The sequence below is a fragment of the Thauera sp. SDU_THAU2 genome (assembly GCF_038260575.1).
Lineage (GTDB): Bacteria > Pseudomonadota > Gammaproteobacteria > Burkholderiales > Rhodocyclaceae > Thauera.
Window position 1 is genome coordinate 4,746,835 of sequence record NZ_JBBWUN010000003.1, and the last position, 12,401, is coordinate 4,759,235.

The window sequence follows — 12,401 nt, forward strand, 5'->3', positions numbered from 1 at the left end:
TAAAGCCGTGTCGACCGCCGTGCGGCGCGGCGGTTGCACGGGCGGACATCAGCGCGGCCGGCGCGCGGCGCGCACCATATCCACCGAATAGATCGCCAGCGCGATCCAGATCAGCAGGAAGCCGATCAACTGGCCGGAGTCGAAAGCTTCGTGGAAGATCTTGATCGCGATGATGAAGCCCATGCTGGGTGCGAGGTATTGCATGAAGCCGATGGTGGCCAGCGGCAGGCGGCGGGCGCCGGCGGTGAACAGCATCAGCGGCAGCGCGGTGATGATGCCGCTCAGCGGCAGCAGCCAGTCGGCGATGGCGCCGGTGCCGAAGCCGAGCGATCCGCCGGCATGCATCCAGGCCAGCCCGGCGATGGCCAGCGGCGCGACCAGCAATGTTTCGATGAACAGCCCGCTGACGGCCTCGATCGGCGCGCGTTTGCGCAGCAGGCCGTACAGGCCGAAGGTGCCGGCGAGGTAGAGCGAGATCCACGGCAGGCTGCCGAGCTGCCATACCCGCCAGGCTACGCCGGCGATCGCGATCGCCACCGCGATGCGCTGCAGCGGCCGCAGGCGCTCGCCGAGGATGGCGGCGCCGAGGGCGATGCTGACCAGCGGATTGATGAAGTAGCCGAGCGTGGCTTCGAGCAGGCGGCCGGCGTCGATCGCCCAGATGAACACCAGCCAGTTGCTGCCGGTGAGCAGCGCGGTCAGCGCGAGCAGGCCGAGCAGGCGCGGCTGGCGGCAGACTTCGCGGACGCGCGCGAAGCCGCCGGTGAAGGGCAGGAAGGCGAGCAGGCCGGCAAGGAAGACCAGCGACCACAGGATGCGGTGGGCGACGATCTCGAAAGGCGGGATGCTGCCGACGGCCCTGAAGTAAAGCGGCGACAGCCCCCAGATGGAGAATGCGGTCAGTGCGGCCAGCATGCCGCGGCGCCGTTCGGCCTGCTCGATGGCGGGAGATTTCATGGGTGCCGGAAGAGGGAAGAAGGGCCGGGTGCTTGTGAGGGAGTCAGGCCGGACGTCGCGCGATGGCGACCAGCGTGCGCGCCAGCACGGTGAAGCCGCCGCGGCCGTCGCCGTGGCTGGCGAGGTCGTCGGCGACGGCGGTGCGCAGCGCCTGCCGGGTGGCTTCGGGCAGGCGGCCGATGGCCTCGGCCGCGCCGCCGGCGAGATCGAGGAAAGCCTGCCAGTAGGCGTCGGCGCCGTCGAAGTGGCAGCTGAACTCGCAGGGGCGGATCCGGATGTCGACGAAGCCGGCCTTGGCGAGCAGATCCTGCATCACCTGGGCTTCGCCGAAGCGGAATACCGAGGGCCGGGCCACCTTGGGCGGCGGCAGCAGGCGGGCGATGCAGTCCTGGGCGCGGTGGATCAGCGGCACGCTCTCGCGCGGCCCCCACACCGACAGCGCGACGCGTCCGCCGGGGACGAGCACCCGGCGCATCTCCGCCAGCGCGCGTTCCGGATGGGGAAAGACGAACAGCGCGAGGCCGGCCAGCACACGGTCGACGCTGGTATCGGCAAGGCAGAGGTGTTCGGCATCGGCGGCGGCGAAGCAGGGCGTGTCGGCATGCCCGGCGCAGCGGCGGGCGCCTTCGGCGAGCATCGCTTCGGCGATGTCGGTGGCGAGCACGCTGCCGCCCGGCGCGACCTGCAAGGCGGCATCGCGCGCCAGCAGGCCGGGGCCGCTGGCGAGGTCGAGCACGCGCAGGCCGGGTTCGAGCGCGGCGGCGTCGAGCAGTGCTGCGGCCAGTTCGGCGCGCAGGTGGGCGCCGTCGGCATACGCGCGCGGCGATGCGGTTGAAGCCGGCGCGCTCCATCGCCTTGAAGCGGCGGGGGTCGAAACCGGCCGGGGATGAAGGGGGTTCGGAAGGCGAGGACATGTCCTGCGAGACTGTATCAGCGCTGGAGATCGCCGAGGCCGGCGAAATCGATGACGGCGTCGAGGTAGTCGTTCCAGCGCGAAAAACCGTGGTCGCCGCCTTCGAGCACGGTCTGGCGGGCGCCGGCGTACTTCTCGACCGCGTGGCGGTAGTCGAGCACTTCGTCGCCGGTTTCGGCGAGCAGCCAGTAGCGCTCGGGCCGGGTGATGGCGGGCACTTCGATGGCGCGCAGTTCGTCGATGTGGCCGTGGGTGAATTCGAAGCGCTCGCCGGTGTAGAGGTTGTCCTGGATGCCGACGTAGGCTTCCAGCGACAGCGGCGCGACCACCGCCGGATTGACCAGCACCGCGCGCAGGCCGTGGCGTTCGGCGAGCCAGGTGGCGTAGTAGCCGCCGAGCGAGCTGCCGGCCACGGTCGGCACCCGGCCGCCCGCCCGGGCACGCTCGATGGCGCTTTCGGCCAGTGCGATCGCCGCGCGCGGCGACACCGGCAACTGCTCGCACCAGAAGTACTCGCCGAGTCCGCATTCGATCATGCGCGCCTTCAGCGCCCGGGCCTTGATCGAGGCCGGCGCCGAGCGGAAGCCGTGCAGGTAGACGATCATCACGCTGTCCTCGTCAGGCTTCCGACCATTCCACCCAGCCGAAATACCAGGTCGCCAGCACGAACAGGCCGAAGGCGATGCGGTACCAGGCGAAGGCGACGAAAGTGTGGTTGGAGATGAACTTGATGAAGCTCTTCACCGCCCACATGCCGGCGACGAAGGAGGCGACGAAGCCGACCGCGAACACCGGCAGGTCTTCCAGCCGCAGCAGGTCCCAGTTCTTGTACAGGTCGTAGGCGGTGGCGGCGAACATCGTCGGGATGGCGAGGAAGAAGGAGAACTCCGCCGCTGTCTTGCGCGACAGGCCGAAGATCACGCCGCCCATGATGGTCGCGCCCGAGCGCGAGGTGCCGGGGATCATCGCCAGCGCCTGGGCGAAGCCGACCTTCAGCGCGTCGCCCCAGCCCATCTCGTCCACGTCGTTGATGCGCGGGTGGTAGGCGCGCTTTTCCACGTACAGGATGATCAGGCCGCCGACCACCAGCGCGGTGGCGACCGTGATCGGGTTGAACAGCAGGCCCTTGATCGTGGAATGGAACATCAGGCCGAGGATCGCGGCCGGCAGGAAGGCGACGAACAGCATGCCGACGAAGCGCTGCGCGGCCGGCTGCGTGGGCAGGCCGACGGCGACCTTGATCAGGCGCTCGCGGTAATCCCAGCACACGGCGAGGATGGCGGCCAGCTGGATGACGATCTTGAACACCTTGCTGGTGTCGTCGTTGTAGCCGAGCAGGTCGCCGACGATGATCAGGTGGCCGGTGGACGACACCGGCAGGAATTCGGTGAGGCCTTCGACGATGCCGAGGATGAGTGCGACGAGGAGGAGAGGGAGATCCATGCGGCTGTGAGAGGGGCTGGGGAGGAAGCGCGCGATTATACCGCCGGGAATGTTGCAGTGCGGCCGGGCTCACGGCGATGTCATCGCTTCGAGGCGATCGAGAAAGCGCAGTGCATGCGCCCGGTCGTTGCCGCACATCTCGAGCGATGGCTGCAGGCTGCCGCATACCGCGGGCCGGCGCGGGTCGCCGAACAGGCGGCAGCGGTCGCCTGCGTCCAACTGGATGCAGTGCATGCCGGCGGGCTTGCCGCCTTCCATGCCGGGAATCGGCGAACTGATCGATGGCGCGATGCAGCAGGCAGCGCAGCCGGCGCGGCACTGCACCTCAGGCTCCGGCCTGCACGGCGTCCCACCACGCCAGGATGTCGTCGAGTGCAGGCTTCAAGCGGGAGTATTCGCCGCCGGTGAAAGCCGCCCATTCGTCGAGGAAGCGCTCTCCCACCGCGGTCAGCAGGGGCACGCCGGCGAGCATCGACTCACCGATCTCGTCGCGCAGGCCGGCGCCCGACGCTTCCTGCGCAGCGAACTTGTTGATGACGATAAGCTGGACGCCGCGGCCGAGCGCGCCGCGCACCGCAACCGCGGCGCGCGCCAGCGCATCGGGATCGAGGCTGCAGGAGGCCGAATTGCTGCTGTCCGGCTCCAGTGTCAGCGGGATGCGCTCGCCGGTCTCGAGGTTCTCGAGCGCCATGCCACAGGACGCGGCATGAGCGTCGGCGATGTCGTGCTGCAGCACGCCGCCCAGCTTCACGCCGCGCGAGGCGAGGCTGCGGGCCGCTTCGGCGAGCAGAATTTCGATGTTGTCGGTGGGGGCATAGACGACGGCGGCGAGCGGGCGGGCGGTCATGGTCGGCACGGAGACTGAAGGCGAATGGAAGCCCCGCCATTGTCGCACCGCCGTGCCCGCAGGGGGCGATGCGGGGGATAATGCGCGGCCTGATGAAAACGACCGTCCATCCATGAGGGCTGAACACCGGGGCGCACGCCGCCCGTCCGAAGTACGCAAGCCCGACGAGGCTTTCGGCGACTGCCTCAGCGCCGACCGCCCGCGCCTGCGGCGGCTGAGCCGTGAACTGGCACACCGCCCGGGAGCGGAGCCGAAGGCGCAGGAGCGGCATGCCCGCCTGCAGGCCGATCTGGAAGCCCTGCTGGAGCGTTCGCGCGCCGCCTTCGCGACCCGCCGTGCAGCCCTGCCGGTGCCGGACTTCCCGCCCGAACTGCCGGTGTCGGCGCGGCGCGACGAGATCGCGGCGGCGATGGCCGAACACCAAGTCATCATCGTCTGCGGCGAAACCGGCTCGGGCAAGACCACCCAGTTGCCCAAGATCGCGATGACGCTGGGGCGCGGCGCGGCCGGCCTGATCGGCCACACCCAGCCGCGCCGGCTGGCGGCGCGTGCCACCGCGAGCCGCATCGCACAGGAGCTGAACAGCCCGCTGGGCCAGGCGGTGGGCTACAAGATCCGCTTCACCGACAGGACCGGCGAGCGCAGCCACATCAAGCTGATGACCGACGGCATCCTGCTCGCCGAGAACCAGACCGACCCGCTGCTTGCCGCCTACGACACCCTGATCATCGACGAGGCTCACGAGCGCAGCCTGAACATCGACTTCCTGCTCGGCTACCTGAAGACGCTGCTGCCGCGCCGGCCCGACCTGAAGCTGATCGTGACTTCGGCGACGCTGGATGCGGAGCGCTTCGCCAGGCATTTCGCCGATGCCGCGGGCCGGCCGGCGCCGGTGATCGAGGTCTCCGGCCGCCTGTATCCGATCGAGCTGCGCTACCGGCCGGTGGAGAGCGACGGGGCCGATGCCGCCACGGCGGCGCGCCCGGCTGCGGCGAGGGGGGAGCGTGGCGAGCGGCGCCGGGAGGATGGCGGCAGGGGCCGCGACCGCGATTTGCTGGATGCGCTGGTCGATGCGGTCGACGAGGCGCAGCGCTGCGGCCCGGGCGACGTGCTGGTCTTCCTGCCCGGCGAGCGCGAGATCCGCGAAGCCGCGGAAGCGCTGAGAAAGGCGCACCACCTGCCTGGCACCGAGATCCTGCCGTTGTTCGCGCGCCAGTCGGCGCAGGAGCAGGCGCGGGTATTCTCGCCGTCCAACGGGCGCCGGGTGGTGTTGTCGACCAACGTCGCCGAGACCTCGCTGACCGTGCCCGGCATCCGCTACGTGGTCGATACCGGCCTGGCGCGGGTCAAGCGCTATTCGCCGCGCAACAAGGTCGAGCAACTGCAGGTCGAGAAGATCGCCCAGTCGGCGGCGCAGCAGCGTGCCGGCCGCTGCGGCCGGGTCATGGACGGCATCTGCATCCGCCTCTACGACGAGGACGATTTCAAGCGCCGCCAGGCGCACACCGACCCCGAGATCCTGCGCTCATCGCTGGCCGGCGTGATCCTGCGCATGAAGGCGCTGAAGCTCGGCGCGGTGGAGGATTTCCCCTTCATCGACGCGCCCGGCTCGCGCCTCATCGGCGATGGCTACGCGCTGCTCGCCGAACTCGGCGCGGTCACCGACGACGATGAACGCAGGCTGACGCCGAGCGGCATCGAACTGGCGAAGCTGCCGCTCGATCCGCGCATCGGCCGCATGATCCTGGCCGCACGCGACCGCGGCGCGCTGGCCGAAATGCTGGTGATCGCCGCCGCGCTGTCGGTGCAGGACCCGCGCGAGCGTCCGCAGGACAGCCCCGGCGCGGCCGACCAGGCCCACGCCCGCTTCCGCGGCGGCGAGCAGGACCAGAAATCCGAGTTCCTGTGGTACTGGCAGCTGTGGAAGGCCTGGGACGAAGTGCAGCGCCACGAGTCGTCCAGCAAGCAGAAAGCCTGGTGCAAGAAGAATTTCCTCAACTACATGCGGATGCGCGAGTGGCGCGACGTGTTCGCCCAATTGCACACGCTGTGCGCCGAGCACGGCTGGAAGGAGAACGACCAGCCGGCCAATTACGAAGCCATCCACAAGGCGCTGCTCGCCGGCCTGCTCGGCAACGTCGGCTGCCGGGTCGAGGATGCTTCGGGGCAGCAGGCCGGCGCCTATCTCGGTGCGCGCGGCATCAAGTTCTGGCCGCATCCCGGCTCGGCGCTGGCGAAGAAGGCCGGCAAGTGGATCATGGCGGCGGAGCAGGTCGAGACTTCGCGCCTGTTCGGCCGCTGCATCGCCCGCATCGAGCCGGAATGGGTCGAGGAAGTGGGTGCGCACCTGCTCAGGCGGCAGGTGTTCGAGCCGCACTGGTCGAAATCGTCCGGCGCGGTGCGGGCCTGGGAGCGCGGCACGCTGTACGGCCTGACGATCTATCCGCGCCGCGGCGTCGCCTACCGCGACATCGACCCGGCGCTGTGCCGCGAACTCTTCATCCGCGAAGGTCTGGTACAGGGCGAGATCGCCGACGGCGCCGCACGCAGCATGGCTTTCCTGGCCCACAACCGGCGCCTGGTGGCGGAGATCGAGCGCCTGGAACACAAGTCGCGCCGCCCCGACGTGCTGGTGGACGAGGCGCTGATCGAAGCCTTCTACGACAGCAAGCTGCCGGAGGACGTCTGCGACGTCGCCGGCTTCGAAGCCTGGCGCAGGAAGGCGGAGAAGGCCGAACCCAAGCTGCTGCACTTGTCGCGCGAGCAGTTGATGCGGCACGAGGCCGAGGGCGTCACCACCGACCGCTTCCCGGCGGTCATGGAAGTGCTCGGCCAGAAGCTCAAGCTGGCCTATCTGCACCAGCCGGGCGAGGCCGACGACGGCGTGACGCTGACGGTGCCGCTGGCGATGCTGAACCAGATTCCCGCCAACCGCTGCGAATGGCTGGTGCCCGGCCTGCTGGAGGAAAAGGTCGCGGCGCTGATGAAGACCGTGCCGCAGAAGCACCGCCACCGCCTGCAGCCGGTGGCCGACAGTGCGGCGGCCTTCATGGCGGCCTGCGAGGCGGGCGAGTTCGATACCGACGAGCCCTTGCTGAAGATGCTGCAGCGTTTCGTCGAGGAGCGCGTGCAGTTGAAGCTGCCGCTGGAGAGCTTCCGGCCGGAGAACCTGAAGCCGCATTGCTTCATGAACTTCCGCATCGTCGACGAGCACGGCCGGGTGATGGGGCAGTCGCGCAACCTGATGGAGCTGCGCGCGCGCTTCCGCGACCAGGTGGCGGCGCGCTTCTCTGCGGCGAAGATCGGCGGTGCGATGGCGGAGGCGCTGTCCGGAGCGGGCGTGGCCGGGGGCGGAAAAACTGCACAGCATGCTGCGGCTGGCCGCGCGGGTGGCGAGGCGCGAACGGCTGCGGCGTCGGATGCGCCAGCGAAGGATCGGGCGGGCAAGACGGAGGAGCAGGGGCGCGCCAAGCAGGGACGCGCCAAGCAGGAGGGCGCTGCTGCGGTGGCCGAAACCCCGGCGCCAACCCTCTCCGGCTTCACCGCCTGGTCTTTCGGTGATCTGCCCGAATTGCTGGAGGTGCGCGTCGCCGGGCGGGAAGTGATCGGTTTCCCCGCGCTGCACGACGACGGCGACAGTGTATCGCTGCGCCCCTACGACACCCCGGAGGAAGCCGCGCGCGTGCATCGGCGAGGCCTGGCGCGGCTGTTTGCGCTCAACCTGAAGGACCAGGTGAAGGCGGTCGAGCGCCTGCCCGGGCTGCGCGAACTGGCTTTGCAATACATGAATTTTGGCACCGAGGCCGAACTGAAGGCGCGCCTGGTCGAAGCGACGCTGGCCCGCTGCTGCCTGCTCGAACCCTTGCCGGCCAGTGCCGATGGCTTCGCGCGGCGCTGCGCCGAGGCCAAGCCGCGTGTCAGCCTGGTCGCGCAGGAATTCATGCGCCTGACCGGGCAATTGCTGACCGAGCATGCGGCCCTGCAGAAGCGCCTGGCAGGTTTGAAGACCTTTCCGGATGCGGTGGCCGACATCCAGGCGCAGCTTGCAACACTGCTGCCCAAGGATTTCCTGCTGGTGTTTCCGTGGGAGCGGCTGGCGCACTTCCCGCGCTATCTGAAAGGCGCTTCGGTGCGGCTGGACAAACTCCGCAACAATCCGGCGCGCGACGCGCAGTCGATGGCCGAGTGGAAAGGCCTGGCACAGGCCTGGGAGCGGGAGCGCCAAGCGCGCCGCCGCGCCGGTGTGGAAGACCCGGCGCTGGAGGAGTTCCGCTGGCTGCTCGAAGAACTGCGCGTGGGCTTGTACGCACAGGAGCTGCGCACGCCGATGCCGGTATCGGTCAAGCGCCTGCAGAAGATCTGGGACAGCCGGCCGCGCTGAACGAGGGCGGCCGGCGTGCCGTCAGCGCAAGGGGATGACGATCGGCGGAACGTCGAAGCCGATCACCACCGCGGGCGCACGGCCGTAAGCGTAGCCGTAGCTGCGTTCGCGGTAGGGTGGCGCGTAGTGATGGTGGTGATGCACCTCGCGCTCGCGATAATGGCGCGGGCGTTCGCGGATGATGACCTTCTCGCGATACACGGTGCGCTTGTCCCAGCCGCGATGCTGCGCGTGGTGATGCTTCTTCTGGTGCCAGCCGCGATCGTGGCCGCCTGCCATCGCCGGTGCCGCGGCGGCGAGGATGCCGCCACAGATCAGGGCGGCAAGGATCCTGCGAGTGAAGGGAGTGGGATTCATGGTCTGCCTCGTCTGTGCCCTTGCGTGAATGATGTCGTTCGATGGCCCGGATGCTAGACGAGGCGGTGGTTCGGGCGCTGCGGCAGAGTGTAAGCAGTCTTGCGAGGAAGGAATGGTATCCGGGCTTTGATTTTTCAGACGTTCTTGTTAAACTGCCGGGCTTTCCTTGCTCCACCGGACCGCATGCCGGGGAGCTGTAACAACCAACCGCAAGGAGTTTGCATGCGACATTATGAAATCGTCTTCATCGTCCACCCGGACCAGTCCGAGCAGGTGCCGGCGATGGTCGAGCGCTACAAGACGCTCGTGACCGGCCGCAACGGCCAGATCCACCGCCTGGAGGACTGGGGCCGCCGCCAGATGGCCTACCCGATCCAGAAGGTGCACAAGGCTCATTACGTGCTGATGAACATCGAGTGCGACGGCGAAACGCTGGCCGAACTCGAGCACGCCTTCAAGTTCAACGATGCCGTGCTGCGCCACCTCACCATCAAGATGAAGAAGGCCGTCACCACGCCTTCGCCGATGATGAAGGAAGAAAAGTCGCGCTCGCTGACCACTTCGACCGAAGAAGCCAAGCCGGCCGACAGCGAAGCGGCTGCCGCCTGAGTTGCCTGATCCCGGGTTGAACGAACTGCGCCTCGACGCGCGTCTGGCAGAGTTGCTGCCCTTGCGTCGAACCCCTGCAGGTGTGCCGGTCGCGAGCTGCGTGCTGGCACACGAGTCGAAGCAGATCGAGGCGGGCCTGGCCCGCGACGTTTCGGTCGAGATGCAGGCGGTGGCGGTCGGCGATCTCGCCGGCGTGCTGGCAGTGGCGAAACCCGGGGCGGCGGTGCGGATCAGCGGCTTCCTCGCGGCGAGGAGCCTGCGCAGTCGAAGCCCGGTGCTGCACCTGAATACAATCGAATTTCTGGAAGGAAACTGAAATGGCTTTCAAGCCCAAGTCCAAGTTCAAGAAGAAGGATGATCGTGGTGGTCGTGGCCTGTTCAAGCGCCGCAAGTTCTGCCGCTTCACCGCCGAGAAGATCGAAGAAGTCGACTACAAGGATGTGGACATCCTGAAGGACTTCATCACCGAAAACGCCAAGATCATGCCGGCGCGCATCACCGGCACCAAGGCGGGTTACCAGCGCCAGCTGTCGGTCGCCGTCAAGCGTGCCCGCTTCCTGGCGCTGATGCCTTACACCGACCTGCACCAGTAAGAGAGGAGCGAACACATGCAGATCATTCTTCTCGAAAAGGTCGTCAACCTCGGTGCCCTGGGTGACGTGGTCAAGGTCAAGGACGGCTACGCCCGCAACTACCTGATTCCGCAAGGCAAGGCCAAGCGCGCCACCGAAGCCAACATGGCCGAGTTCGAAGCCCGCCGCGCCGAGCTCGAGCGTGTCCAGGCCGAAAAGCTGGCCGCCGCCCAGGAACTGGCCGGCAAGCTGGAAGGCGTGTCGGTCCAGGTCACCCGCAAGGCCGGCATGGACGGCCGCCTGTTCGGTTCGGTCGGCAACGCCGACGTCGCCGAAGCGCTGGGCACCCAGGGTTTCGAAATCGATCGCGCCTCCATCCGCATGCCGGAAGGCCCGCTGAAGCAAGTCGGTGAAGTCCAGCTCGAAGTCGGCCTGCACGCCGACGTCGTGGCCACCATCACCGTTGCAGTGGTCGGCGATCAGCAGTAATTCCTGCGAGCTTTCGTACGCAGATGAAAAGGGCTGCCTTCCGGGGCGGCCCTTTTTGCTTCCTGGTGCAGTGTTTGTGCCCGGTGCTGCTGCGGCACCGGGTTCCAATGTGGACGCAGCATCGTATGCCCCTTCTAACTAGAATGCGGGATGCTGCTCCCCAAGGGTGTTCGTGATGAGTTCTTCGTCTTCCGGTTTCCCTGATTACCTGCCCGATCCCCAGATCGCGCATATCAAGCTTCCACCCCATTCGCTCGAGGCGGAGCAGTCGCTGATCGGCGGCATCCTGCTCGACAACCAGGCCTGGGAGCGCGTCGCCGACCTGGCGAACGAGGCGGATTTCTACCGGGACGACCACCGCCGGATCTATCGCCACATCACCAGGCTGGTCGATCAGGGCAGGCCGGCCGACGTCGTCACGGTTTACGAGTCGCTGGAAAAGAGCGGCGAGGCCGAGCAGGCGGGCGGCCTAGCCTATCTCGCCGAAATCGCCAACAACACGCCGTCGGCGGCGAACATCCGGCGCTATGCCGAGATCGTCCGCGAGCGGGCGATCCTGCGCAAGCTGGTCGCGGTGGGCGACGAGATCGCCGCGAGCGCGCTGAGTCCGTCGGGCAAGGATGCCAAGGCCCTGCTCGACGAGGCCGAGGCGAAAGTGTTCGAGATCGCCGAAGCCGGCGCGCGCCATGCCAGCGGTTTCGTCTCGATCCAGCCCATCCTCAAGCAGGTCGTCGATCGGGTGCAGGAGCTTTACGATCGCGACAACCCGTCCGAAGTCACCGGGGTGCCGACCGGGCTGGTGGACCTGGACGAGAAGACATCCGGCCTGCAGCCTTCGGACATGATCATCGTCGCCGGCCGCCCGGCGATGGGCAAGACCACGTTTGCACTGAATCTCGCCGAACACATCGCCATCGAGCAGCGTCTGCCGGTGGCGATCTTCTCGATGGAAATGCCGGGCACGCAACTGGCGACCCGCTTCATTTCCTCGGTCGGTCGCATCGACATGCAGAAGATCCGCAGCGGCCGGCTCACCGACGACGACTGGCAGCGGCTGACGATGGCGATGGGCAAGCTCTACGACGCGCCGCTCTACATCGACGAGACGCCCGGCCTCAATCCGATCGACCTGCGCGCGCGGGTGCGGCGGTTGGCGCGACAGTGCGGCCGGCTCGGCCTGGTGGTGATCGACTACCTGCAATTGATGAGCGGCACCCGGGAAGGCGACAACCGTGCATCCGAGCTGTCGGAAATCTCGCGCTCGGTGAAATCGCTGGCGAAGGAGCTGCACGTGCCGATCATCGCGCTGTCGCAGCTCAACCGCAGTCTGGAGCAGCGGCCCAACAAGCGCCCGGTGATGTCGGACCTGCGCGAATCGGGCGCCATCGAGCAGGACGCGGACATCATCATGTTCATCTACCGGGACGAGGTCTACAACCCGGATTCGCCGGACAAGGGTACGGCCGAGCTGATCATCGGCAAGCACCGTAACGGCCCGACGGGCACGGTCCGACTGACCTTCATCGGCGAGAACACCCGCTTCGAGAACTACGCGGGCGGGCAGGGTTTCTGAGGCCGGCCAGGGCTTGGTGTTCGTAGGGGCGGTTTCAGCCTGGGCGCGGAGTCGCGACAGTAGTCGGTACGGACCCAGGCTGGGCGGGGCCCATTGGCCGCGAGGTTCAGAGATGCTGGGTTTCACCTGCGGCGCGATCGGTACGGTGCGGCCTGCGCGGACCGAGCCATTGGGTTGCAGTTGGTGCGTGTGTGCTCGGCTGTTTTGGAACTGATGTCCGGATCAATATTTCTATTGTGAGTAGTTGTTGACGGTTTTAG

At 67.7% G+C, this 12,401-nt stretch carries 12 protein-coding genes and 1 pseudogene; 6 read left to right on the plus strand and 7 right to left on the minus strand.

Translation table 11 applies throughout. From position 1 onward, the window contains the following. Nucleotides 1–48 precede the first annotated feature (48 nt). The 6 genes and pseudogenes from rarD to AAFL97_RS23900 all read right to left on the minus strand — a co-directional run bounded on the left by rarD (nucleotide 49) and on the right by AAFL97_RS23900 (nucleotide 4,160). Nucleotides 49–915, minus strand: a complete 867-nt coding sequence (rarD, locus tag AAFL97_RS23875; RefSeq protein ID WP_341647231.1) for an EamA family transporter RarD — start codon at nucleotides 913–915, stop codon at nucleotides 49–51. Between the two features lie 85 nt (nucleotides 916–1,000). Further along, nucleotides 1,001–1,871: pseudogene (locus tag AAFL97_RS23880) on the minus strand (class I SAM-dependent methyltransferase). A gap of 16 nt (nucleotides 1,872–1,887) precedes the next feature. Beyond that, nucleotides 1,888–2,475 (minus strand): YqiA/YcfP family alpha/beta fold hydrolase, encoded by a 588-nt coding sequence (locus tag AAFL97_RS23885; protein ID WP_341647061.1) that lies wholly within the window; start codon nucleotides 2,473–2,475, stop codon nucleotides 1,888–1,890. A gap of 13 nt (nucleotides 2,476–2,488) precedes the next feature. After that, nucleotides 2,489–3,313: an undecaprenyl-diphosphate phosphatase gene (locus tag AAFL97_RS23890; RefSeq protein WP_341647062.1), complete on the minus strand. Its 825-nt coding sequence runs from the start codon at nucleotides 3,311–3,313 to the stop codon at nucleotides 2,489–2,491. Nucleotides 3,314–3,382: 69 nt separating this feature from the next. Next, nucleotides 3,383–3,637, minus strand: a complete 255-nt coding sequence (locus AAFL97_RS23895) for a YkgJ family cysteine cluster protein (protein ID WP_341647063.1) — start codon at nucleotides 3,635–3,637, stop codon at nucleotides 3,383–3,385. A gap of 1 nt (nucleotide 3,638) precedes the next feature. Then, nucleotides 3,639–4,160 carry a DUF2478 domain-containing protein gene (locus AAFL97_RS23900; protein WP_341647064.1) on the minus strand — a complete coding sequence of 174 codons (522 nt, stop codon included), beginning with the start codon at nucleotides 4,158–4,160 and terminating at the stop codon, nucleotides 3,639–3,641. A gap of 112 nt (nucleotides 4,161–4,272) precedes the next feature. Between AAFL97_RS23900 and hrpA the strand changes: the two genes are divergently transcribed. After that, the gene (hrpA, locus tag AAFL97_RS23905) at nucleotides 4,273–8,541 is read left to right on the plus strand and encodes an ATP-dependent RNA helicase HrpA (protein WP_341647065.1); all 4,269 of its coding nucleotides are present in this window, start codon (nucleotides 4,273–4,275) and stop codon (nucleotides 8,539–8,541) included. A 21-nt stretch (nucleotides 8,542–8,562) separates the two neighbouring features. Here hrpA and AAFL97_RS23910 read toward each other — a convergent pair whose 3' ends face one another. Continuing rightward, nucleotides 8,563–8,898, minus strand: a complete 336-nt coding sequence (locus AAFL97_RS23910; RefSeq protein WP_341647066.1) for a hypothetical protein — start codon at nucleotides 8,896–8,898, stop codon at nucleotides 8,563–8,565. Between the two features lie 222 nt (nucleotides 8,899–9,120). Between AAFL97_RS23910 and rpsF the strand changes: the two genes are divergently transcribed. The 5 genes from rpsF (at nucleotide 9,121) to dnaB (ending at nucleotide 12,141) form a co-directional block, all read left to right on the plus strand. After that, nucleotides 9,121–9,507: a 30S ribosomal protein S6 gene (rpsF, locus tag AAFL97_RS23915; RefSeq protein ID WP_341647067.1), complete on the plus strand. Its 387-nt coding sequence runs from the start codon at nucleotides 9,121–9,123 to the stop codon at nucleotides 9,505–9,507. A gap of 1 nt (nucleotide 9,508) precedes the next feature. Further along, the gene (gene priB / locus AAFL97_RS23920) at nucleotides 9,509–9,823 is read left to right on the plus strand and encodes a primosomal replication protein N (RefSeq protein WP_341647068.1); all 315 of its coding nucleotides are present in this window, start codon (nucleotides 9,509–9,511) and stop codon (nucleotides 9,821–9,823) included. A gap of 1 nt (nucleotide 9,824) precedes the next feature. Further along, a complete protein-coding gene (gene rpsR / locus AAFL97_RS23925) occupies nucleotides 9,825–10,100 on the plus strand; it encodes a 30S ribosomal protein S18 (RefSeq protein WP_002933051.1) in 276 nt (91 codons plus the stop codon). 15 nt (nucleotides 10,101–10,115) lie between these two features. Then, the gene (gene rplI / locus AAFL97_RS23930; protein WP_068635351.1) at nucleotides 10,116–10,568 is read left to right on the plus strand and encodes a 50S ribosomal protein L9; all 453 of its coding nucleotides are present in this window, start codon (nucleotides 10,116–10,118) and stop codon (nucleotides 10,566–10,568) included. Nucleotides 10,569–10,743: 175 nt separating this feature from the next. Next, a complete protein-coding gene (gene dnaB / locus AAFL97_RS23935; protein ID WP_263462927.1) occupies nucleotides 10,744–12,141 on the plus strand; it encodes a replicative DNA helicase in 1,398 nt (465 codons plus the stop codon). Nucleotides 12,142–12,401 lie beyond the last annotated feature (260 nt).